The organism is Nonomuraea sp. NPDC003560, assembly GCF_042878785.1.
Lineage (GTDB): Bacteria > Actinomycetota > Actinomycetes > Streptosporangiales > Streptosporangiaceae > Nonomuraea.
Window position 1 is genome coordinate 713340 of record NZ_JBIAOF010000004.1, and the last position, 21998, is coordinate 735337.

Genomic DNA, 21998 nt, shown 5'->3' on the forward strand with positions numbered 1-21998 from the left:
GCCGCGAATAACGGAGTGAATTTAGGGTTGACATTACTTTGGAATGGCGAGAAGAATCCCGTTATGGAGCCACCTGAAGGAATGAATTCCCTCCCCAGGGGAAGGCGATTCCGCACCCTCGCGGCGCGCCTGCGGCAGGAGATCGTGCAGGGCCGCTGGCCGGTCGGCGGCCGGCTGCCGACCGAGTCCGAGCTGGCGCAGACCTACTCGGTCGGGGTCAACACCGTGCGCCGCGCGGTCGACCTCCTGGTCGAGGAGGGGCTCGTCCGGCGGCGGCAGGGGTCGGGCACCTTCGTGACCAGCTCCGTCACCCCGGGGGCCAGGCCGCGTCTCATCGGCGCGCTCGTCCCGTCGAACACCTACTACTTCCCGCAGGTCGTGCAGGGCATCGAGCGGGCGGCCACCGCCGCCGGCGTGCAGCTCGTGCTGGCCTGCTCCAACTACGACCCCGACGTCGAGGCCGGGCAGATCCAGCAGCTCGTCGACGTCGGCGTGGCCGGTCTGCTGCTGGTGCCCAACCTGCACCTCGCCGCCGACCCCGACGCCCACCTGGCCCGCCTGCGCGGGCTGCCCGTGCCGTACGTGCTGGTGGAACGCCGCCCGGCCGACCCCCGCCCGGCCGACCCGACCTCCTACGTCTGCACCGACGTGCACGGCGGCGGCTACGCGGCGGTGCAGCACCTCAGCGGGCTCGGCCGCAGCCGGATCGGCTACCTCGGCCGCATCGGCACCGCCAGCTCCGAGCAGGTCTTCGCGGGATACCGCCAGGCCGTCGCCGACCTCGGGCTTCCGGAGATCCCGGAGGCCGTGGCCAGGCAGCCCGTCTGGACCGGCCCTGACATGCTGGCCTACGCCAACACGCTGGTCGCCGAGAAGGTGCGCGCGGTGGTGTGCCTCGGCGACCGCGAGGCCACCGCGCTGCTGCCCTACCTGCGCCGGGTCGGCCTGACCGTGCCCGACGACATCGCCGTCGTCGCCTACGACGACGAGGTCGCCGACCTGTCGGAGGTGCCGCTCACCGCGGTCTCGCCGCCCAAGGCCGAGGTCGGCCGGATGGCGACCGAGCTGCTGCTGCGCCGGATCGAGCTCGGCCCCGCCGCCCCCGTCTGCCGGGTCGTGCTCCAGCCCCGCCTGGCCGTCCGCGCCTCCTGCGGAGCCGCCTCCGGCAGCCTGGTCGAGGTCCGCGTCCCGACGTGACGGCGGCGTCCCCCCTCACCCCCTTCCCCCCTCTTCGTTCCTGTTGGAGGACCCAATGAGAGTGCGCGTGCTCGCCGCTGCCGCGGCGGCCGTCCTCACCGTGGCCGGCACGGCGTCGTGCGGCGGCCCGGCCGACGACTCCGGGGCGGTCACCCTGAAGCTCGGCTTCTACGCCGCCGCGGGCGACCCGGCCGACACGACCATGCGGGAGCTCGTCAAGGAGTTCACGGCCGCCAATCCGTCGATCAAGGTGCAGCTGGAGGTCGCGCCGTACGTCAAGTTCTTCGAGCGGCTCAGGACGCAGATCGCCGGCGGCCAGGCGCCCCAGGTGTGGCTGTCGGACGGCGTGCTCGTGCAGGAGTTCGCCGCCCGCGGCGCGCTCGCCGACCTGAGCGACCGGGTCAAGACGGTCACCGCCGCCGACTTCTCCGGCATCGAGCTGAACCGCGACGCCCAGGGCCGGGTCTTCGGCTTCCCCCAGGGCGCCCAGACCCCGGTGCTCTTCTACAACAAGAAGCTGTTCGCCGAGGCCAAGGTGGCCGAGCCGACGGCCGAGTGGACCTACGACGACCTGGCCGCCGCGGCCAAGAAGCTCACCAAGGACGCCAACGGCGACGGCAAGCCCGACACCTACGGCTTCCGCGCGTACTCGCCGGGGTTCACCGAGAGCTGGTGGCCCATCGTCAAGGCGTTCGGCGGCGACGTCGTCAGCGACGGGGGCCGCAAGGTCGTCGTCGACAGCCCGCAGTCCACGGCCGCGCTCGACTGGATGCTGCGCGCCATGGGCAAGGACGGCTTCGCCCCCGACTACGTGACCACCGAGGCCATGGGCAAGGGCGTGGTGCACACGCTGTTCGCGACCGGCCGGGTCGCCATGTCGTACGGCATCTACGCCCGGACGCTGCCCGCCGTGAGCGCGGGCGTCGACTTCGGCGTGGCGCCGCTGCCGAAGGGCCCGGCCGGGCGCGGCAACGTCGCCATCGTCAACTCCTGGGTGGTCGGCAAGGGCGCCTCCCCCGCGCAGGCCGACGCGGCGTGGAAGTGGATCACCTTCTTCTCCGGCGAGGGCCCGCAGCGCAAGTGGGCCGAGCTGGGCGAGGCGATCCCGATCAACAAGAAGGTCGCCGCCACGGCCCTGCCCGCCGACCGCGGCCCGGTCTTCCTGGAGTCGCTGGACGCGGCCACCGACCTCGGCACCAACGCCGTGTGGTCGGAGTACACCGAGGCCCTGGCCAAGCGCATGAACGAGGCCCTGTCGGGCGCCACGCCGGTCGCCACCGCGCTGCAGACCGGGCAGAAGGAGGCCCAGGAGGTCATCGACCGCTTCTACGCCGGGAAGACGCAGTGACGGTGCTCACCAGGCGCTCCGGGCAGGTGGCCGCCGAGCCGCGGCCGCCCGCCCGGCGGCGGCGCACGGGCGAGCGGGCCTGGGCCTTCGCGTTCGCCTCGCCCTACCTCCTGCACCTGGTCGCGCTGGCCGCCTGGCCGCTGCTGGCCTCGCTGTTCTTCAGCATGACCGAGTACGACCTGATGTCGGCGCCGAGGTTCGTCGGGTTCGGCAACTTCACCCGGCTGTTCGGCGACCCGGTCTTCTGGCGCACGCTGGGCAACACCGCCTACTTCGCGGTGCTGTTCGTGCCGGCGCAGACGGCCCTGGCGCTGGCCCTGGCGGTCGCGCTCAACCAGCGGCTGCGCGGCATGGCGCTGTTCCGCGCGGCCTACTTCGTGCCGGTCGTCTCCTCGTGGGTGGTTGTCGCCTACGTGGCCGACGCCGTCTTCAACCCGCAGACCGGCATCGCCAACCAGGTGCTCGGCTTCCTCGGGCTGCCGGCCGAGAACTGGTTGCAGGATCCGGCGCTGGTGATCCCCACGCTGGCGGCGGTCGCGGTCTGGAAGGGCGTCGGCTACATGACGGTGCTCTTCCTGGCGGGCCTGCAGGCCATCCCCGAGGAGCGCTACGAGGCCGCCAAGATCGACGGCGCGTCGGCCTGGAACCGGTTCCGTTACATCACCCTGCCGGGCATCTCCGGCACCACGTTCCTGGTGCTGGTGCTCACCTCCATCGAGACGCTGCAGTCGTTCGAGCAGGTCTTCGTGATGACCGACGGCGGGCCGCACGGTGCGAGCGAGCTGACCGTGCTCTACCTCTACCGGCAGGGTTTCCAGTTCTTCCAGATGGGCTACGCCTCGGCCGTGGCGTGGGTGCTGTTCGTGCTGGTGCTCGCGCTGACCCTGGTGCAGTTCCGGCTCCAGCGCAGGTGGGTGCACTATGCGTAAGACCGTCTCGTACGTGCTGGTGCTGGCGGGGGCGGCGGTCATGCTGCTGCCGTTCGCCGCGGCGCTGGGCAACTCGCTCAAGAGCTTCGCCCAGTACATCCAGGTGCCGCCCGCGTGGATCCCCGACCCGGTCCAGTGGGACAACTACGCCGAGGTGTGGCGGCGCACGCCGTTCGGGCTCTACCTGGCCAACAGCCTGGTGATCGCGGTGCTCGCGGTGGCCGGGAACGTGCTGACCAGCGCCATGGTCGGGCACTCCCTGGCCAGGATGCGGCTGCCGGGCAAGCAGGCGCTGCTGACGATGGCCCTGGGCACGATGATGTTGCCGACCGTCATCACGATCGTCCCGAACTTCCTGCTGTTCCGCTCGCTGGGCTGGCTGGACTCGATGTTGCCGCTCATCGTGCCGTACTGGCTGGCCACGCCGATCGGCATCTTCCTGATGCGGCAGACGTTCCTCGGCATCCCCAAGGACTTCGAGGAGGCGGCCGGCCTCGACGGCGCCAACCCCTGGCAGGTGTTCTGGCGCATCCACCTGCCGCTGGCCAAGCCCGCCCTGGCCACGCTCGCGGTCTTCACCTTCACCACGTCGTGGAAGGCCGTGCTGGAGCCCACGATCTACCTCACCTCGCCGGAGAACTACACGCTGCCGGTCGGCGTGCTGAGCCTGAAGGGGCAGTTCGTCGGCAACGACCAGCTGGTGACGGCCGCGGCGATGATGAGCCTGCTGCCGATGCTGGTGGTGTTCGTGCTGGCCCAGCGTTACTTCGTCCGCGGAACCATGTCCGCGGGTCTCAAGGGCTGACCAGAGCCCATGTCCGATCCGGAAAGGAAATCGTGACCACAACATCCGGGCTGCGCCTGGGCGTCATCGGCGCGGGCACCATCGCGGAGTTCCACGTGGCCGCCGCCCGCCAGAGCGCCGGGCAGGTGAAGGTCGCCGCGGTGTGCGACGTCCGGGCCGAGGCGGCCGAGAAGCTGGCCGCCGAGGCCGGCGCCCGCGTCTTCACCGACCACCGGGCGATGCTCGACGCCGGCGGCCTCGACGCGGTCGTGATCACCGTGCCGCACGCGCTGCACGCCCCGATCACCCTCGACGCCGCCGCGGCCGGGCTGCACGTGCTCGTGGAGAAGCCGATCGCCACCACCCGCGAGGACGCCGTCCGCATGATCGAGGCGTGCCGGGCGGCCGGCGTGGTGTTCGCCGTCGGGCACGTGCTGCGCTTCGTCCCGATGCTGCGCGCGGCGGCCGGGTTCCTCGCCTCGGGCGAGCTCGGCCAGGTCGTGGTGGCCGCCGAGCGGCGCACCGCCGACTACGCCGATCCCACGCGCCCCCGCTGGTTCCTCGACGCCGACATGGCCGGCGGCGGCATCGTGCTCAACGTCGGCACGCACAGCATCGACAAGCTCCAGATGCTGGTCGGCTCGCCGATCGCGGAGGTCACCGCGCACGTCGCCGGGCCGGCCGGCGGGTCGGTGGAGACCGAGGCGGTCGCCCTGGCCCGGCACGCCGACGGCACCCGTTCGACGATCTCGGTCACCGGCACCGGCCTGCCGTTCACCGACGAGGCGGAGATCGTGTGCGGCGAGGGCGCGCTGCGCATCAGCCGCGGCGAGGGCGTCTGGTCCTTCCGGGGCGGCGTCGCCACGCAGGTCGCCGCGCCCGGCATCGGCGAGATGGCCACCGCGTTCGCCGCGCAGCTCGCCGACTTCGCGCGGGCCTGCGCCGGCCGCACCGCCCCCGAGGTCACCGCCGAGTACGCCCTGTCGGTCCTCGACGTCGCCCTGGCCGTCTACGAGTCCGCCCGCCGGGGCTCCACCGTCACAGTGAAGGGACAGTCATGAACCCGCTCGCGTTCAGCACGCTCGGCATGCCGGGCGCGCCGGCCGAGGAGGTCGTCGCCACCGCCGCCCGGTACGGCTGCGCCGCCGTCGAGCTGCGCTGCGCCGAAGGTGAGATCGTCGCGCCGGACACCCCCGACGCCGAGCTGCGCTCGATCGCCCGGACGTTCGCCGCCGCCGGGATCGGGATCGTCGCCGTGTGCTCCTACACCCGCGTGGCCCGGCCGGACGGCGACCCGGTGGCCGAGGTGCTGCGCCACGTCGAGATCGCCGAAGCGCTCGGCTCGCCGTACGTGCGGGTCTTCGGCGGGGTCGAAGGGCAGGACGACCCGGCCGCCGCCGCGACTCGGAGGCTCGCGGACGTGGCCGGTCGGCTGCCGGACAACGGCGTGGACGTGCTGCTGGAGACGCACGACGTGTTCCTGACGGGCCAGGCGGTCGCCGGCGTGCTGGCCGGGGTCGGCTCGCCGCGCGTCGGCGCGCTGTGGGACGTGGTCAACCCGTGGCGGGCCGGCGAGAGCGCGGCGGCCACCGCGGACGCGCTGGGCCCGTACCTGCGGCACGTGCAGATCAAGGACGCGGCCTCGCCCGCCGACCTCGCGCCGGTGCTGCCGGGCAAGGGCGCGGTGGGCGTGCCGGGCGTGCTGGCCGAGCTGGACCGGATCGGCTACGCGGGCTTCCTGGCGCTGGAGTGGGAGCGCGCCTGGTACCCCGACGCGGCGCCCGTCGGCCAGGCCCTGGCCGCCTTCCGAACGGTGCTGGGACGGTGATCCCCCTGGCCGCCTCGGTACACCGGGGCGAGGGAACGTTCCAGCCCGGCGTGCGCGCGCCGGTCCGCGGGCCGCACGCCGCCCTGGCCAGGGAGCTGCTCGGACCGGCCACCGGCGGCGACGCCCCCGGCGAGATCGAGCTGCGGCTGGTGCCGGACCCGTCGCTCGGCGCGGAGGGCTACACCCTCGGCGTCACCCCGGAGCGGGCGGTGATCGCCGCGGCGGACGTCGCCGGCCTGCGCTGGGGCGTGCAGACGTTGCGCCAGCTCGACGGCCCCGGCGGCGTGCCCTGCGGGACGGTGCGCGACGTGCCCAGGTACGCCTGGCGCGGCGTGATGATCGACGTGGCCCGCTGGTGGCGTCCGCTGTCCTTCCTGCGGTCGTACGTCGACCTGCTGGCGTTGCACAAGTTCAACGTGCTGCACCTGCACCTGACCCCCGACCAGGGCTGGCGGTTCGAGGTGCGCGCGCACCCGCGGCTGACCGAGGCCGGGGCCCGCCGCGCCGAGTCGCCGGCCGGGCACGCCCGCGAGGGCCGGTTCGACGGCGTCCCGCACGGCGGCTTCTACACCCAGCGGGAGCTGCGCGACCTGGTGGCCTACGCGGCGGCGCGCGGCGTGAGCGTGGTCCCCGAGATCGAGTTCCCCGGCCACTCGCAGGCCGCCATCGCCGCCTGCCCGTGGCTGGGCCACCCCTCCGGGACGCCCGTCCAGGTGCGGACGTCGTGGGGCATCTCCTCCCACGTGCTCAACGTGGGCGAGCGGGCCGCCGGGTTCGCCCGCGACGTGCTGGACGAGCTGTGCGAGGTGTTCCCGTCCCGGTACGTGCACATCGGCGGGGACGAGGTGCGCGCCGGCGAGTGGGCCGCCGACCCCGAGGCGGCCCGGCGGGTCGCCGAGGCCGGGCTCGACGGGCCGCGGGCCCTGCTCGGCTGGTGGGGCCGGCTGCTGGCCGGGCACCTGCGCGGGCTCGGCCGCCGCGCGGTGGCCTGGGACGACCTGCTCGACCACGACCCGCCCGAGGACATGGTGATCATGGCCTGGCGGGGCGTGGACCGGATCGAGGCGGCCCTGCGCGCCGGGCACGACGTGGTCGCCGCGCCGCACACGCACACCTACCTCGACTACGCCGAGTCCGACGCCCCGGGCGAGCCGGTCAGCATCTCCGGGCCGCTCCCCCTGGAGACGGTCTACGGGTACGACGCCGGCGACTCCGTGCTCGGCATGCAGGCCCAGCTGTGGGGTGAATACCTGCCCACCAGGGAACGCTTCGACCACAACGCCTTCCCGCGCCTGTGCGCCGTGGCCGAGGCCGCCTGGTCGGCGGGCCGCGACCTGGGCGGCTTCACCCGGCGGCTGGCCGATCACCTCCCCCTGCTGGACCGGATGGGCGTGGCCTACCGGCGACCCGAAGGAGCCCCGCGTGTTCACCTCTGAGCAGGAGCTGGAGGACCGGCTGGCCACCCCGTCGGCCGCGCTGGCCGCCGACGTCGCCGGGCTCGACGGCGACCTCGTCGTGCTCGGCGCGGGCGGCAAGATGGGGCCGAGCCTGGTCCGGCTGGCCCGGCGGGCCCTGGAGGCGGCGGGCCGCGGCTCGGCCCGCGTGTACGCCGTGTCCCGCTGGTCGGACGGCCGGGTGGCGCGGGCGCTGGCCGACGAGGGCGTCGAGGTGGTCGCCGCCGACCTGATGTCCGGCGGCGACCTGGCCGGGCTGCCCGACGCGGCCAACGTCGTGTTCATGGCGGGCGCCAAGTTCGGCACGTCGGCGGCGCCGTACCAGGCGTGGGCGGTCAACGCGGCGCTGCCGGCCGCCGTGGCCCGGCGCTACCGCGACTCGGCGATCGCCGTGTTCTCCACCGGCAACGTGTACCCGCTGGTGGACGTGGCCGGCGGCGGCAGCGCCGAGGAGGACCGTCCGGACCCGGTGGGCGAGTACGCGATGAGCTGCCTGGGCCGGGAGCGCGTCTTCGAGCACGCCGCCGCGGCCTACGGCACCAGGGTCGCGATCCTGCGCCTGAACTACGCGGTGGACCTGCGCTACGGCGTGCTGGCCGACCTCGCGGCCACCGTGACGGCGGGCGAGCCGGTGGACCTCACCACCGGGCACGTCAACGTCGTCTGGCAGGGGTACGCGAACGAGGTCGCGCTGCGGTCGTTGCGCCACGCGCGCGCCCCGGAGGCGTTCACCCTGAACCTGACCGGCCCGGAGACCGCCTCGGTGCGGCGCACGGCGGCCCGGCTGGCCGCCGCGATGGGGACGAGGGCGTCCTTCACCGGCGGCGAGAGCGGCACCGCGCTGCTCAGCGACGCCTCGCGCTGCCACGGCCTGTTCGGCTACCCGGACGTGCCGCTGGACACCCTGATCGGGTGGCAGGCCGACTGGCTGTCGCGCGGGCTGCCCCTGTCGGGCAAGCCGACCAAGTTCGCGGTACGCGACGGGAGGTTCTGACATGTCGATCGGCCTGCTGCGGGAGGGGACGGTCATCCCCGCCCACCCGCTGGCGCTGACCGCCGGGCGCACTCTGGACGAGCGCCGCCAGCGCGCGCTCACCCGCTACTACCTGGCCTCGGGGGCGGGCGGGGCGGCCGTGGCGGTGCACACGACGCAGTTCGAGATCCGCCGGGCGGGGCTGCTGCGGCCGGTGCTGGAGCTGGCCGCCGAGGTCGTGGCGAAGGAGGCGGGGCGGCCGTTCGTCATGGTCGCGGGCGCGTGCGGCGACACCGCCCAGGCCGTGGCGGAGGCCGAGCTCGCCGCCTCGCTGGGCTACCACGCCGTGCTGCTGTCGCCCCAGGTGCCCGGGGCGGGCGAGCCGGAGCTGCTGGCGCGGGCCAGGGCGGTGGGCGAGGTGCTGCCGGTGATCGGCTTCTACCTCCAGGAGGCGGTGGGCGGACGCCGGCTCGGCCCGTCGTTCTGGCGGTCGCTGAGCGAGCAGGAGCCGGTGGTGGCGATCAAGATGGCGCCCTTCGACCGGTATCGCACGCTCGACGTGGTCAGGGCGGTGGCGGCGTCCGGGCGCGGCGACGACATCGCGCTCTACACCGGCAACGACGACAACATCCTGGCCGACCTGCTCTCCCCCGTCGCGGGCCGCCGGATCGTCGGCGGGCTGCTCGGCCAGTGGGCGGTGTGGACGCGGGCGGCGGTGCTCATGTTCGACGAGGTGCGCCGGGCGTGGGCGGGGGACGACGAGGTGCTGCGTTCCCTGCTGGCCCGCGCCGGCGACCTCACCGACGCCAACGGCGCGGTGTTCGACGTGGCGGGCGGGTTCCGCGGCTGCATCGCCGGGGTGCACGAGGTGCTGCGCCGCCAGGGCCTGCTGGCCGGGACGTGGTGCCTGGACCCGGACGAGGACCTGTCACCGGGGCAGGCCGAGGAGATCGCGCGGGTGAGCGCGGCCTATCCCTGGCTGGTGGACGACGACTTCGTCGCCGCACACCTGGACGACTGGCTGCGCTGAGCCGGGAGCCGGGGCCGGGACGCGCGTCCCGGCCCCGGTTTTCGCTGGTCAGACGGTCCAGTGGGCCGTGGACAGGGCGCGGACGGCGTTCTCGTCCACCTCGACGCCGAGGCCGGGGCCGGTGGGCACCAGGGCCGTCCCGTCCGAGACCTCCACCGTCGGGCCGCCGACGTACGCCGAGTGCACGAACTGGCGGCCGTTGAGGTCGACCGGGGTGTCCACGCCGAACGCCGCGAACAGGTGCAGCGAGGCGGCGAACCCCAGGTCGGTGTCCGTCAGCCCCGAGCCCATGATGCACAGCCCGGCGTCCTCGGCCAGCTGGCACAGCCGGCGCGACAACGTCAGCCCGCCCGACCGCTGCACCTTGGCGATGGCGATGTCGACGGCGTCGAGCTTGACGAACGTGGCCAGGTCGGAGGGGTGGCGCAGGCTCTCGTCGAGCGCGACCGGGAGCGGGCTGTGGTCGCGCAGGCGGCGCAGCCCGGTGACGTCGTTGGCGGGCAGCGGCTGCTCGAACGCCGTGACGTCCAGGTCGGCCAGCCGGCGGGCCATGCGCAGCGCGCCGTCCACGGTGTAGGCCTGGTTGGCGTCCACCCACAGCGGGGCGTCGGGGGCCGCCTCCCTGACGGCGGCGACGACGGACAGGTCCGTCGCCTCGTCGTGCAGGCCGACCTTGACCTTGAACGCGTGGTAGCCCTCCGCCCGCCCCTCCTCGACCGCCTGCCGCACCTCGCCGGGCGTCTGACCGGCCACGATCCAGCCGAGCGTGATCCGGTCGCGGCGGCGCTGGCCCCACAGCACGCCGACGGGCACCCCGAGGGCCCGGCCGAGCAGGTCGTGCAGGGCGATGTCGAGCGCGGACTTGGCGATGGGCGACCCGATCGTCAGCCCGCGGTTGATCACCTTCTCGTAGGCCGCGCAGGCGCCGTCCAGGTCCCAGGCGGGGCGGCCGAGGAGGGCGGGGGCCAGGTAGCCGGCGATCGTCGTCGAGATCGACTCCACGGTCTCGTACGTCCAGGCGGGCGTCGGCGTGGCCTCGCCCCAGCCGGTCACCCCGCCGGCCGTCACCTTGACGAGAACCCGCTCGGCGGGCTTCCCCTCGGTGGTGACGTTTCCCCCTGAAATGCTGAACGAACGGATGGACGGCAATTCCACGACGAATATCTCAATACGCTCGACGACCAGCGATTTCATCATTCTCCAATGAGCAGGAATTCATGCTTACCCGAGCATTTAAGCCTCCCGAATCTAGCACGCCGGAATTGATTTCAGAATCAACGGCAGGAATTCATTCGGCCCTTTCGCCGGAGCCTCCTGGCCGCATCCGGACGTTGACCGGCGGCCCGCCCGGGCGCAGGCTTCGGTGGTCCCCACTTCTCCCGTTCACGACGAGGTGATCGTGATGGCCGGAACCCGTCCCGCTCTTCCGGACGCGACCAGCGACAGCTTCCTGGCCGAAGCACTGAACGAGGCCAACGCCTACCGCGCCAAGCACCACGCGCCCCCCATGGAGATGGACGCCAAGCTCGTCGAGTACGCCAAGGAGCGCGCGTCCTCGCGCTCGGAGTACGCGAAGCTGTCGGCCGGCCACGACGGCCTGCGCGACACCACCGGCGAGAACATCTTCTGGGGCATGTCCTCCGGCTCCACGCCGAAGACCGCCGGCGACGCCGTGACCGCCTGGTACAACGAGATCGCCGACTACAACTGGGCGAACCCGCCGGGCGACCCGGCCAAGACCGGCCACTTCAGCCAGCTCGTCTGGAAGGACAGCAGGAGGGTCGGCGCGGCCCGCGTCGCCGGCCAGGGCCCCGACGGGTTCGAGACCTACATCGTGTTCGTCTTCGAGAACCCGGGCAACTACGAGGGCGAGTACCCCCAGAACGTCCTGCCCGCCTGACGGTCACGGGTCGGCGCCCTGGGAGGCGACGTGGTCCTCGTCGAAGATGTCCCCCGCCGAGATCACGATCCGCGGGTCGGGCACGCCGACGACCTCGTCGTCCTTGTCGTCGTAGTCGAAGAGGCTGAGCACGTGGCGCATGGCCTCCAGCCGGGCGCGTTTCTTGTCGTTGCTCTTGATGACGGTCCAGGGCGCCGACTCGGTGTCGGTGTGCAGGAACATGTCCTCCTTGGCCTGGGTGTAGTCGTCCCATCTGCGGAGGGAGGCCAGGTCCATCGGCGACAGCTTCCACTGCCGCACCGGGTCCACCTGGCGGATGATGAACCGGGTGCGCTGCTCGGCCCGCGAGACCGAGAACCAGAGTTTGACCAGGTGCAGCCCCGAGTCCACCAGCAGGTCCTCCAGGCGGGGCACCTGCTCCATGAACTCCAGGTACTCGTGCACGTCGCAGAAGCCCATGACCCGCTCGACGCCCGCCCGGTTGTACCAGGAGCGATCGAACAGCACGATCTCCCCGTTGGCCGGCAGGTGGGCGATGTAGCGCTGGAAGTACCACTGGCCGCGCTCGCGCTCGCTCGGCTTCTCCAGCGCGACCACCGTGGCGCCGCGCGGGTTGAGGTGCTCCATGAAGCGCTTGATCGTGCCGCCCTTGCCGGCCGCGTCGCGCCCCTCGAACAGCACCACCAGCCGGCGGCCGGTGGCCTTGATCCAGTACTGCAGCTTGAGCAGCTCGATCTGCAGCAGCCGCTTGTCCCGCTCGTAGATCTCCCTGGACAGGCGCTCGTCGTAGGGGTAGTGCTGCCGCCAGGTGTCCACCGGCCGCCCGTCGGCGCGCATCAGCACCGGATCGTCGTCGTCGCCGTCGTCCACCCACAACCCGGGAGTGGTGTCGAGCAGTTCGCTGTGCTCCGCGGCCGCCAGGGGGGCGAGGACCACGGGCTGCTCGTCGCCTGGACCGGTCATGCGGCCCGCGACCGGATGTTCGCGTTCATGGCGTCCTCTCTTCACCGGATGCGGCCGGCTAATCGTGCCGGCGGGCCCTATTCCGGGAAATCCCGCGGGCCGTTCAGCTCGTGGCTCCCAGGCGGGCGCGTACCTGGACGAGCAGGTCGTGCGGCAGGGGGGCGTAGCCGTACAGGGCCAGGTAGGACTGTCCGGCGTCGCCGGCGGCGTAGCCGAGGAAGGCGCGCGCCAGCGGGTCCGACCGGCCCGCGCAGATGATCTCGTACGTGACCTGCACGATCGGGTAGGCGCCGGGGACCGGCCGCCTGTGGTCGAACGTCAGCACCAGCCCGCGCTCGCCGCTCTCGACCGTCGCGCCCTGCAGGGCCTTGCTGGCGCTCTCCGGCGACAGCGCGACGAACTCCCCGGCGGCGTTGCGCACGTCCGCGGTGCTCAGGCGGGCGCTGCCGGCGAAGCCGTACTCGACGTAGCCGATGGAGTCCCTGGTGTGCTGGAGCACCTGGGTCATGCCGCTGGAGCTGGTGACGCCCTGGCCGGCACCGGTCCACGTCCTGGACGGCTGGTGCGGCCAGCCTCCGGTCGCCCGCAGGAACTCGGTGAGGTTCTGGGTGGTGCCGGACTGGCCGGAGCGGTGGAAGACGTGGATGCGGGTGCCCGGAAGGGGTTGGCCGGGGTTGTCGGCGGCGATCTCACGGGCGTTCCACCTGGTGAGGCGCCCGGTGAAGATGCCGGTCAGGGTCGCCGGGGACAGCCGCAGGCCGGGCACGGAGGTCAGGTTGTAGGCCACCGCGACCGGGGCGACGACCATCGGCAGGTGCTCGGCCCGGCCGCCGCAGCGCCGGTCGGCCCGCGCCTGCTCCTCCAGGGTCATCGGCACGTCCGAGCCGGCGAACGCGCTGCGGCCCGCGATGAAGTCCTCGATGCCGCGGTCGGAGCCGTTGGCCTCGTAGACGACGCGCAGTTCGGGGTGGACGCGCTGGAACTCGCCGCTCCAGGCGTCCATGGCGCCCTTCTGCGCGGTCGAGCCCGAGCCGTGCAGCCACGCGACCACCGGCTCGGGAGCGGCGCCGTCCTCGCTGCTCATGCTCAGGAACACGGCCCCGGCCGCCGCGGCGGCCCCGCCGGCCAGAACGAGCACGGTGACCAGGACCGACTTGGCCGTCCATGTCAGCCTTGCCATTGCACAAGGCTATGAACCGGACGCGTCCGGACCCGTCATCCCTTGGTCAAGCCCTCGGACACGAAGGGTTACCTTGTCGCCAAGCCGTCCGGTGTCCCGCCGGCCGCGGCGGCCAGGAGGCGGGCCAGCTCGACCGGCTCGGTGAACATGGGCCAGTGCCCGGAGTCGAGGTCGACGAGGTCGAGGTGCTTGACCCGGGCCAGCTCGGCGTCGTCGCCGTCGTCGATCCACTCCCGTGCCTGCGCGGGGCTGAACTCGGGGCACACGACGACGACCGGCACCCCGAACCGCCGCTCGTCCGTCAGCCGCACCACGCCCTTGGCCACCCCCTCGGGGACGGGGACCGCGGCGGCGGCGAACCTCCGCCTGGCCTCCTCGTCGAGGTCGGCCGCGTCCGGCCCCTCGAACGGCGCCCATCCCGGGAACGGCACGACGCCGTCCACGGCCTCGAAGAAGTCGGCGTAGGCAGCGCCGTCGGCGGCGGGGAAACCGCCGATGAAGGCGACCTTGCCCACCTTGTCCGGCCGCGCGTCGGCGGCCAGCCAGGCCAGCGTGCAGGCCGCGGAATGGCCGGCCACCAGGGGCCTGCCGTCGGCCGCGTCCACGGCGGCGAGCACGGCCGCCACCTGGTCGGCGAGCGTGGCGGCGGCGTTCCCGTCCCCCTGGCCGGGGAGGGCGACCGGCACGGGACGGTGGCCGATCGCCTCGATCGCGGGCGTCACCTCGTCCCAGGCGGACGCGTCGAGCCAGAGGCCGCCGATGAGCAGGATGTCCATGTCAGTCTTCTTTCTCCAGTGCGTTCAGGTCGCGTTCCGCGTAGAGCCGGTGTTCCCATTCCTCGTGCAGGACGATGTGCAGGCACTCCTTGAGGGGGAAGCCGGCCAGCCGCGGCCAGCCGGGCTCGTCGCGGGTGACGTGTGAGGCGAGCAGCTCGGGCGTGAGCGAGGCGACGACCCGGCCGACCATCGCCCGGCGGTCCCGGCGGACGGCGAGCACCTCCGCCAGCGGCGGCCGGGCCGCCCGGTCCCACGGGACGCCGTCCCAGCCGGGCGCCTCGTCCCACGGCAGGTCGATCGGGTGCCACGGCGAGGGGTCGCCCAGGATCATCCGGCCGATCCAGGCGGCCGAGGCGAAGTTGAGGTGCCGCAGCGTCTGGACGAAGGACCATTCGCCGTCGACGCTCCGGTGCAGCGCCGCCTCGGGGAACGTCGCGGCGCGGGCGAGGGTGCCCGCCCACAGGCGGTCCAGGATCGCCCACGCCTCGCCGAACCCCTCGGGGTCGTCGGGGCGCATCCGGGCGCGTTCGGGCATGCGGCGGTTCAGCTCGGCCTCGACGAGAGGGGCGATGTCCACGCCGTTCACCACGACGTTCCGCAGCTCGCCGCTGATCTCGACGTCGACGAGCTCGGCGCCGCGCACCCGCACACCGGACAGGTCGGCCGCGCGCACGCGGACGTCGCGCACGCGCAGCCGGGTGAACGTGGCCCGCCGCACGCTCACGTCTTCGACGTGCGGGTCTTCCCGGGAGTCGGTCATGACGCCACACGGTAGACGGTATTCCGGACGTTCTACTTCCGGTACCTGCCGGAACCGCTCTAATCTGCTCGGGTGCCGACCGAACTCAGCCCCACCGCGCGGGCCCTGCGCGCCATGGAGGTCCTCCGGCAGCGTCCCGGCGTGACGGCCGGGGAGCTGGCCGCGGCCCTGGGCGTGACCGAGCGCGCCGCCCGCCGGTACGTCGGGATCCTGCGGGAGGCCGGCATCCCCGTCGAGTCGGCCAGAGGCCCCTACGGCGGCTACCGGCTCGGCCGCGGCACCAGGCTGCCGCCGGTCGCCTTCACCGAGCCCGAGGCGCTGGCCCTGGTCATGGCGGTGTTCGACGGCCAGCCGGCCGCCACCGACCCCGACGACCTGGTGGGCACCGCCCTGTCCAAGGTCATCCGGGCCCTGCCGGAAGGCGTCGGACGGCAGGCCGCCGCGCTGCGGGAGCACGCCTCCGCCGCGCCCGACCGGTACGCGGCCCGTCCCGGCGTAGCCGTGACCAGCGCGCTGGTCGCCGCGTCCGCGGCCCGGCGGCGCGTCCGCATCGCCTACCGGAGCGGATCGGGCACGGAGTGGGAGGCCGAGGTCGATCCCTGGGCGGTCGTCGTCCGGTACGGGCGCTGGTACCTGCTGTGCCACTCCCACCGCGCCGGCGCGATCCGCACCTACCGGGTCGACCGCGTCCGGGCCGTCCACGAGACCGTCCACGGCTTCCGGCCGCCCGACGGGCTGGACCCGGTGGCGGCGCTGGAGGAGAACCTGGGCGCCGGATGGGCGTACGCGGCCCGCGTGGTCTTCGGCGCGCCCCTGGCCGAGGTGGCGCCCTGGGTGCACCCGCCCATGGGACGGCTCGAACCGCATGACGAGGGCTGCGTGCTGGTCGGCAGCACGGGCAACCCGGCCATGTACGCCCAGGAGTGGCTGCCGGCCGTGCCGTTCGCCTTCCGCGTCGAGGGCGGGCCGGAACTGCGCGCGGCGGTCGCCCGCCTGGCCGCCCGCCTGGCCGCCGCGCTGCCCGGCTAGGCCGCCGCCCGCCCGGCCGTGCGGTGCCGGCGGACGCGCGCGCCGAGGATCAGGGCGGCCAGCACGGACGCCGCCGCCGAGGCCAGCAGGATCGCGCCCTTGGCCTGCGTCAGGTGGGCCGGCTCGGTGTAGGAGAGCTCGGCGATCAGCAGCGAGACGGTGAAGCCGATGCCGCCCAGCACGCCCACCCCGGCGATGTCGCTCCAGCCCAGCCGCGGATTGAGATGGGCGCTGGTGAGGCGCGCGGTGAGCCAGGCGGCGCCGACGATGCCGAGCGGCTTGCCGGCCAGCAGCCCGGCCAGCACGCCCCACGTCACGGTCCCCGTCCAGAAGCCGCCCGCCCCCGACAGGGAGATCCCGGCCGACAGCAGCGCGAACACCGGCAGCACCACCCCGGCGCAGAACGGCCGCAACGCGTGCTCGGCGCGCTGCGAGGGCGGCTCCTGCTCGCCGGCGCGCGGGCTGGTGCGCATCAGCAGGCCCATCGCGACGCCGGCGATGGTGGCGTGCACCCCGCAGGCGTGCACCAGCGCCCAGATCAGCACGGCGAGCGGCCCGTACAGCAGCCACGCGGGCAGCGCGCGGCGCACGGCGGTGACCGCCCGGCCCCGCCCGTGCTGCAGGTACGCCCACACGCCCAGCGCGGCGGCGGCCCCGGCCAGGGCGGCGAGGTTCAGCCCCGAGGTGTGGCCGACGGCGATCACGACGACCGCGCACACGTCGTCCACGGTCGCCAGCGTCAGCAGGAACGTGCGCAGCGGGGCGGGCAGGCCGCGGCCCACGACGGCCAGGACGGCGAGCGCGAAGGCGATGTCGGTGGCCATCGGCACGCCCCAGCCGCGGGCCGCCTCGCCCGGCGCGGCGGCGTTCACCGCCAGGAACAGCAGCGCCGGGACCACCACGCCGCCGAGCGCGGCCACCACGGGCAGCGCGGCGCGGCGCGGGTCGCGCAGCTCGCCGTGCACGAGCTCCTGCTTGAGCTCGTTGCCGACGATGAAGAAGAACACCGCCAGCAGCCCGTCGGCGGCCCACGCCTGCGCGCTCAGGCGCAGGCCCAGCCACTCCGGGCCGAAGGTCCACGTGCGCAGGGCCTCGTAGGAGCCGGCGAGGGACGAGTTGGCCCAGGCCAGCGCGGTCAGGGCGGCGACGATGAGCAGGACGCCGCCGACCGCGTCGGAGCGCAGGGCAGTGATGATCCGCGAGGAGGCAGACATGAAGGGAGAACTCCAGGACGGTACGGGTGACGATCGGGCCGCCCGATGCGCGGCCCGGGCCTCATGGCGACCCGCGCACCCGGATCACGTACGGGGGCGGGCGCTCAGCGGCCCTGCGGCGGGCGGATGCCCGCGATCACGCCCCACGTGCTGACGTAGCCGTTCGTGCCGACCGGACGGAACTCCAGCGGGCGCAGCGGGCGGGCGTGCCGCTCGCGTGCGAGGCGGAGGCAGGAGCGGAAGTGGAGGCAGGAGCGGAATTCGCGCACCTTGCCTCCCTTTTGTCCAATCGTGTCCCCCTCCTACCCTACAAGTTCCCGCCGCCCCTTGAATCCGGTACCCGGGTACGGGGTTACCGTCGGGACATGACCGCAGACCTGCCCCTCTCCCCCGGCTGGACGCCGTCGGCCTGCACGCTGCCCACCGCCGGACGGCCGCTGCGGGTGGCCGAGTTCGACGAGCTGTTCGCGCGCTCGGTGCGCTCGGTGCGCCGCCCCGCGCCCGACCGGCTGGAACTCGACCTCGTCCCCGACGGCCCCGGCGCCGACGCCTCCGGCGTGGCCGCCCGTGCCGCCGGGCTGGCCGCCCGGGAGAACGCCTGCTGCTCCTTCTTCACCTTCACCCTCACCATCGGGGACGGCGGCCTGACGCTGGCGGCGACCGTGCCCCCGCGGCACACCGGCGTCCTGGACGCCCTCCAGGCCAGGGCCGGGGGACGGCCCGCGTGAGCCCCGAGGAGCCGTACCTGCGCAGCGGGCAGGTGGCCGCGCGGGCCGGGGTCAACCTCCAGACCCTGCGGTACTACGAGCGCCGCGGCCTGATCGCCGAGCCGCGGCGCAGCCCGGGCGGGCACCGCGCGTACCCGCCGGGGACCGTCGCGCTGCTCACCGTGATCAAGGCCGCCCAGCGGCTCGGCTTCACCCTCGACGAGATCGCCGCGCTGATCGGCGCCGGCCGCCGCGGCCACCCCACGGCCGGCCTGCGCGCCCACGCCCAGGCCAAGATCGACGAGATCGACGCGAGGATCGCCGACCTGGCCACCGTCCGGGAGTCGCTGACGCGGGTGGTCGCCGCCGGCTGCGACAGCCTGACCGGCTGCACCGGCCCCGGCTGCCCCCTGCCCGCCGCCGCCCTCGCGGATGCGGTGTACTGACCGTCATGACGATGATCCGCTCACTGCTGCTGTTCGCCCTGGCCGCGCTCGCCGAGATCGGCGGCGCGTGGCTGATCTGGCAGGGCGTGCGCGAGCAGCGCGGGCTGCTGTGGATCGGCGGCGGCGTCGTCGCCCTCGGCCTGTACGGCTTCGTCGCCACCCTCCAGCCGGACGCCAACTTCGGCCGCATCCTGGCCGCCTACGGCGGCGTCTTCGTCGCCGGGTCCCTGGTGTGGGGCATGGTCGCCGACGGGTTCCGCCCCGACCGCTGGGACGTCATCGGCGCCCTGATCTGCCTCGTCGGCGTCCTGGTCATCATGTACGCTCCCCGCGCCTGACCCCGGCCCCGGGGCGCGCGTCCGCCATGACACGGCGCATGTCGGCGACGGCCCGCAGTGTCCCGCGCAGGGTGCCGGTCACCTTCGAGCGGCCCGCGCGGGGCAGGTAGTCCACGTCCGTCTCGCCGATCCGCCAACCGGCCGCCGCGGCGCGCAGCACCGTCTCCAGCGGGTAGCCGAAGCGGCGGTCGGCCGTCCCGAGCGACAGCAGCGGCACGCGGGCGGCCGCCCGCATCGGCCCGAGGTCGCGCAGCGCCACGCCGGTGCGCCGGCGCAGGCTCCGGGCCAGGACGGCGTTGCCCAGCCGGGCGTGCGCGGGCCAGACGCCGGCGCCGCGCGGCCGCCGGCGTCCGAGCACGAGGTCGAGCTCCCCGCCGAGGACGGGCCCGGCCACCCGCGGCAGCTGGGCGGGATCGAGCGAGGCGTCGGCGTCCATGAAGCAGACCAGGTCGGCGGAGGAGGCCAGCAGCCCGGCGTGGCAGGCGGCCCCGAACCCGCGCACGGGCTCGGCGACCACCCGCGCCCCGAGCTCGCGGGCGACCCGCGCCGAGCCGTCGGTGGAGCCGTTGTCGACGACGATCGGGCGGTAGCCGGCGGGCATGCGGCCGAGCACCCAGGCGAGCGCGGCCTCCTCGTTCAGGCAGGGCAGGATCACGTCGATCGTCATGACCGGGCGAACTCCGCCATCCCGGACTCGAACCCGATCGCGGCGCGGAAGCCGAGCTCGGCCTCCGCCCGCCGGGGCGAGGCGACGATGTGCCGGACGTCGCCCAGCCGGTAGCCGCCGGTCACCCGCGGGCCGGGGCCGCCGCACCCGGCGGCGAGCACGCGGGCCATCTCGCCCACGGTGCGTGGCGTGCCGGAGGCGATGTTCCAGGCCCTCAGCCCGCCGGGCGGCAAGGACGCGGTCAGGGCCGCGAGGTTCGCCGTGGCCACGTCGCGCACGTGGACGAAGTCGCGGAGCTGGCGGCCGTCCTCGAACACCGCCGGCGCCCGGCCGGCCCGCAGCGCCGAGCGGAAGATCGCGGCGACCCCGGCGTACGGGGTGTCGCGCGGCATGCGGGGCCCGTAGACGTTGTGGTACCGCAGGGCCGCGACGGTCCCGCCGGTCTCCCTGGCCCAGTTGGCGGCCAGGTGTTCCTGGGCGAGTTTGCTGGTGGCGTAGGCGTTGCGCGGATCGGGCGGGGCGTCCTCCTCGACGGGCGCCCAGCGCAGGGGCTCGCCGCAGCGCGGGCAGGGCGGCTCGAACCGGCCGCCGTCCAGGTCGTCCGCGGTCCGCGGGCCGGGCCGGACGTCGCCGTGCGCGGCGCAGGCGTAACGTCCCTCGCCGTAGACGACCATCGAGGAGGCCAGCACCAGCCGGGTGATCCCGTGCCTGGCCATGGCGGCCAGCAGCACGGCGGTGCCGAAGACGTTGACGCAGGCGTAGGCGGGCAGGTCGGAGACGTCCACGCCCAGGCCCACCTTGGCCGCCTGGTGCACGACGGCCTCGACGCCGGGCAGCAGCGCGTCCAGGGCCTCGGCGTCGCGCACGTCCGCGCCGGTCCGCGTGTCGAGGCCGACGACGTCGTGACCCGCCGCCTCCAGTGCCTCGGCGACGTGGCCGCCGATGAAACCGGCCGAGCCGGTGACCATCACTCTCACGCCGCCGACGGTAACCGCCGGGCCGGGCGGACCGAAGCCGCGTTCGCGGTTCGTAAGGGTTCTTACGAACGACGAACGTGAACCGCCGCGGCGGCCCCGGACCGGCCTGCGGATGCGAGGCTGCCGCCGTGAACCGGAACACGACGGCGGCCGCCGGGACGCTCGCCGCCCTGGCGGCCGTGGTGCTGCGGCTGGTGACGGGCCCGCCCCACCTGGGCTGGTACCTGGCGGCCTGGGCGCTGTTCGCGGCCGCGCTGTGGCAGACCGCCCGGCTGCCGGAGCGGCGGACGGCCGTCCTGGTCCTGGCCGGCGGGATCACGCTCGCCGCGACCGGCCTGGCCGCCCCGCCGAGCAGCAGCACCGACTCCTTCCGGTACGCCTGGGACGGCCGGGTGCAGGCCGCCGGCATCTCGCCCTACGACCACCCGCCGGCCGACCCGGCGCTCGTCCGGCTGCGCGACGACTGGCTCTTCCCGGCCGCCTGCGACGCCCCGTCCCTGTGGCCCCTGCCCGGCGGCGGCTGCACCCGGATCAACCGTCCCACCGAGCCGACGATCTATCCGCCGGTCGCGCAGGGCTACTTCCTGCTGGTCCACTGGTTGTCGCCGGACGGGGTGCGGCACAAGGCGCTCCAGCTCGGCGGCTTCGCGGCGGCCGTGGCCGTGCTGGCGATCCTGTGCCGGGCGGCGGGGGCCCGGCGGGCGGCGTACTGGGCGTGGTGCCCGGCCGTGCCGGTGGAGGCGGTGAACAACGCGCACGTGGACATGCTGGGCGTGCTGCTGGTGGTGCTGGCCTTCACCGCCGTGCGGGGGCGCGGCGCGCTGCTCGGCGCGGCCGTGGCGGCCAAGCTGCTGCCCGTGACCGCGCTGCCCGGCGCGCTGTCCGGGGTGCTGTCCGGGGTGCTGCCCGGGGGCCCGGGTGGAGGCTCTGGTGGAGGTGTGGCCTGGCGGCGGGTGCTCGGCGTCGTCGGGCCCGCCGGGCTCGTGATCGCGCTGTCCTATCTGCCGTACGTGCTGGTCTCAGGCGCCTCGGTGGCGGGCTACCTGCCGGGTTACCTCAAGGAGGAGCGCTACGACGGGCCCGGCGGCGGGAACCGTTATGCCGTCCTGCGGCTGTTCGTGCCGGACGGGTGGGCGCCCTGGGCCGCGGTCGCGCTGCTCGGCCTGGTCGTCCTGGCCGTCCTGCGGTACGGCGACGCCGACCGGCCCTGGCGCGGCGCGCTGCTGGTCAGCGGCTCCCTCCTGCTGCTGTTCACCCCCGGCTACTCCTGGTACGCGCTGCTCGTCGTCGCCCTGGCCGCGCTGGACGGCCGGTGGGAGTGGCTGGGCGTCGCCCTGGCCGGCGCGGTCGCCTACACCGCCGGCCCGGCGGCCCCGGGCACCCCCGGCACCCCCGCGTACGCCGCGGCCGCCCTCGTCGTGCTGGCCGGCTGGGCCGTACGGCGGTCCCGCGGCGATCACCTGCTGTCATCGGCACGGAAGGACTGAGGAAGCTGAGT

At 74.2% G+C, this 21998-nt stretch carries 24 protein-coding genes; 15 read left to right on the forward strand and 9 right to left on the reverse strand.

Annotation, left to right across the window (positions count from 1 at the left end; all coding sequences use genetic code 11):
- The first annotated feature begins 81 nt into the window (after positions 1 to 81).
- Genes ACFYUV_RS19495 through ACFYUV_RS19535 form a run of 9 tightly spaced genes read left to right on the forward strand, consistent with a single transcriptional unit; the run spans position 82 to position 9543 of the window.
- Positions 82 to 1197 carry a GntR family transcriptional regulator gene (locus ACFYUV_RS19495; protein ID WP_358293382.1) on the forward strand — a complete coding sequence of 372 codons (1116 nt, stop codon included), beginning with the start codon at positions 82 to 84 and terminating at the stop codon, positions 1195 to 1197.
- Positions 1198 to 1252: 55 nt separating this feature from the next.
- Entirely contained in the window at positions 1253 to 2545 is a 1293-nt protein-coding gene (locus ACFYUV_RS19500) for an extracellular solute-binding protein (RefSeq protein WP_387670071.1), read from the forward strand.
- A complete protein-coding gene (locus ACFYUV_RS19505; RefSeq protein ID WP_358293385.1) occupies positions 2542 to 3474 on the forward strand; it encodes a sugar ABC transporter permease in 933 nt (310 codons plus the stop codon). The genes ACFYUV_RS19500 and ACFYUV_RS19505 overlap by 4 nt, the downstream gene beginning before the upstream one ends.
- The gene (locus tag ACFYUV_RS19510) at positions 3467 to 4279 is read left to right on the forward strand and encodes a carbohydrate ABC transporter permease (RefSeq protein ID WP_352328343.1); all 813 of its coding nucleotides are present in this window, start codon (positions 3467 to 3469) and stop codon (positions 4277 to 4279) included. Before ACFYUV_RS19505 ends, ACFYUV_RS19510 begins: the two co-directional genes overlap by 8 nt.
- Positions 4280 to 4311: 32 nt before the next feature.
- Entirely contained in the window at positions 4312 to 5319 is a 1008-nt protein-coding gene (locus ACFYUV_RS19515) for a Gfo/Idh/MocA family oxidoreductase (RefSeq protein WP_352328344.1), read from the forward strand.
- On the forward strand, positions 5316 to 6086 hold the full coding sequence (locus ACFYUV_RS19520) for a sugar phosphate isomerase/epimerase family protein (RefSeq protein ID WP_387670074.1): 771 nt from the start codon (positions 5316 to 5318) through the stop codon (positions 6084 to 6086). Before ACFYUV_RS19515 ends, ACFYUV_RS19520 begins: the two co-directional genes overlap by 4 nt.
- A complete protein-coding gene (locus tag ACFYUV_RS19525; RefSeq protein WP_387670077.1) occupies positions 6083 to 7522 on the forward strand; it encodes a beta-N-acetylhexosaminidase in 1440 nt (479 codons plus the stop codon). The genes ACFYUV_RS19520 and ACFYUV_RS19525 overlap by 4 nt, the downstream gene beginning before the upstream one ends.
- Complete coding sequence (locus ACFYUV_RS19530; protein ID WP_387670080.1) at positions 7509 to 8534, forward strand: NAD-dependent epimerase/dehydratase family protein; 1026 nt, start codon at positions 7509 to 7511, stop codon at positions 8532 to 8534. Before ACFYUV_RS19525 ends, ACFYUV_RS19530 begins: the two co-directional genes overlap by 14 nt.
- A gap of 1 nt (position 8535) precedes the next feature.
- Positions 8536 to 9543, forward strand: coding sequence for a dihydrodipicolinate synthase family protein (locus ACFYUV_RS19535; RefSeq protein WP_387670083.1), 1008 nt, complete (start codon positions 8536 to 8538; stop codon positions 9541 to 9543).
- 48 nt (positions 9544 to 9591) lie between these two features.
- Here the strand turns inward: ACFYUV_RS19535 and ACFYUV_RS19540 are convergent, their stop codons facing one another.
- Positions 9592 to 10698 (reverse strand): mandelate racemase/muconate lactonizing enzyme family protein, encoded by a 1107-nt coding sequence (locus ACFYUV_RS19540; RefSeq protein ID WP_387670086.1) that lies wholly within the window; start codon positions 10696 to 10698, stop codon positions 9592 to 9594.
- 247 nt (positions 10699 to 10945) lie between these two features.
- On the opposite strand from ACFYUV_RS19540, the gene ACFYUV_RS19545 reads away from it, so the two are divergent.
- Complete coding sequence (locus ACFYUV_RS19545) at positions 10946 to 11443, forward strand: CAP family protein (protein WP_387670088.1); 498 nt, start codon at positions 10946 to 10948, stop codon at positions 11441 to 11443.
- 3 nt (positions 11444 to 11446) lie between these two features.
- Here ACFYUV_RS19545 and ppk2 read toward each other — a convergent pair whose 3' ends face one another.
- The 4 genes from ppk2 to ACFYUV_RS19565 form a co-directional block, all read right to left on the reverse strand.
- Positions 11447 to 12406, reverse strand: a complete 960-nt coding sequence (gene ppk2, locus ACFYUV_RS19550) for a polyphosphate kinase 2 (protein WP_387670091.1) — start codon at positions 12404 to 12406, stop codon at positions 11447 to 11449.
- A gap of 103 nt (positions 12407 to 12509) precedes the next feature.
- Positions 12510 to 13586 (reverse strand): phosphate ABC transporter substrate-binding protein PstS, encoded by a 1077-nt coding sequence (gene pstS / locus ACFYUV_RS19555; protein ID WP_387670094.1) that lies wholly within the window; start codon positions 13584 to 13586, stop codon positions 12510 to 12512.
- Between the two features lie 68 nt (positions 13587 to 13654).
- Positions 13655 to 14362, reverse strand: coding sequence for an alpha/beta fold hydrolase (locus tag ACFYUV_RS19560; RefSeq protein WP_387670097.1), 708 nt, complete (start codon positions 14360 to 14362; stop codon positions 13655 to 13657).
- Between the two features lies 1 nt (position 14363).
- Positions 14364 to 15122 carry a DinB family protein gene (locus ACFYUV_RS19565; RefSeq protein ID WP_387670100.1) on the reverse strand — a complete coding sequence of 253 codons (759 nt, stop codon included), beginning with the start codon at positions 15120 to 15122 and terminating at the stop codon, positions 14364 to 14366.
- Between the two features lie 72 nt (positions 15123 to 15194).
- Between ACFYUV_RS19565 and ACFYUV_RS19570 the strand changes: the two genes are divergently transcribed.
- Positions 15195 to 16151, forward strand: a complete 957-nt coding sequence (locus tag ACFYUV_RS19570) for a helix-turn-helix transcriptional regulator (protein ID WP_387670102.1) — start codon at positions 15195 to 15197, stop codon at positions 16149 to 16151.
- On the opposite strand, the gene nhaA is transcribed toward ACFYUV_RS19570, so the two are convergent.
- Together nhaA and ACFYUV_RS19580 are read right to left on the reverse strand one after the other, a co-directional pair.
- The gene (gene nhaA, locus ACFYUV_RS19575; protein WP_387670105.1) at positions 16148 to 17365 is read right to left on the reverse strand and encodes a Na+/H+ antiporter NhaA; all 1218 of its coding nucleotides are present in this window, start codon (positions 17363 to 17365) and stop codon (positions 16148 to 16150) included. The genes ACFYUV_RS19570 and nhaA overlap by 4 nt on opposite strands.
- Before the next feature lie 104 nt (positions 17366 to 17469).
- On the reverse strand, positions 17470 to 17634 hold the full coding sequence (locus ACFYUV_RS19580) for a hypothetical protein (RefSeq protein WP_387670108.1): 165 nt from the start codon (positions 17632 to 17634) through the stop codon (positions 17470 to 17472).
- A gap of 96 nt (positions 17635 to 17730) precedes the next feature.
- On the opposite strand from ACFYUV_RS19580, the gene ACFYUV_RS19585 reads away from it, so the two are divergent.
- The 3 genes from ACFYUV_RS19585 to ACFYUV_RS19595 are packed head-to-tail and all read left to right on the forward strand — an operon-like array spanning position 17731 to position 18856.
- A complete protein-coding gene (locus tag ACFYUV_RS19585; protein ID WP_387670111.1) occupies positions 17731 to 18093 on the forward strand; it encodes a hypothetical protein in 363 nt (120 codons plus the stop codon).
- Complete coding sequence (locus ACFYUV_RS19590) at positions 18090 to 18518, forward strand: MerR family transcriptional regulator (protein WP_387670114.1); 429 nt, start codon at positions 18090 to 18092, stop codon at positions 18516 to 18518. Before ACFYUV_RS19585 ends, ACFYUV_RS19590 begins: the two co-directional genes overlap by 4 nt.
- Before the next feature lie 5 nt (positions 18519 to 18523).
- Positions 18524 to 18856: a YnfA family protein gene (locus ACFYUV_RS19595; protein ID WP_352353939.1), complete on the forward strand. Its 333-nt coding sequence runs from the start codon at positions 18524 to 18526 to the stop codon at positions 18854 to 18856.
- On the opposite strand, the gene ACFYUV_RS19600 is transcribed toward ACFYUV_RS19595, so the two are convergent.
- Both ACFYUV_RS19600 and ACFYUV_RS19605 read right to left on the reverse strand, forming a co-directional pair.
- On the reverse strand, positions 18834 to 19523 hold the full coding sequence (locus tag ACFYUV_RS19600; protein WP_387670118.1) for a glycosyltransferase family 2 protein: 690 nt from the start codon (positions 19521 to 19523) through the stop codon (positions 18834 to 18836). The two genes, ACFYUV_RS19595 and ACFYUV_RS19600, sit on opposite strands and share 23 nt — an antisense overlap.
- Positions 19520 to 20500 carry an NAD-dependent epimerase/dehydratase family protein gene (locus ACFYUV_RS19605; RefSeq protein ID WP_387670120.1) on the reverse strand — a complete coding sequence of 327 codons (981 nt, stop codon included), beginning with the start codon at positions 20498 to 20500 and terminating at the stop codon, positions 19520 to 19522. Before ACFYUV_RS19605 ends, ACFYUV_RS19600 begins: the two co-directional genes overlap by 4 nt.
- Positions 20501 to 20628: 128 nt before the next feature.
- Between ACFYUV_RS19605 and ACFYUV_RS19610 the strand changes: the two genes are divergently transcribed.
- Entirely contained in the window at positions 20629 to 21987 is a 1359-nt protein-coding gene (locus ACFYUV_RS19610) for a glycosyltransferase 87 family protein (protein WP_387670122.1), read from the forward strand.
- Positions 21988 to 21998: the final 11 nt, after the last annotated feature.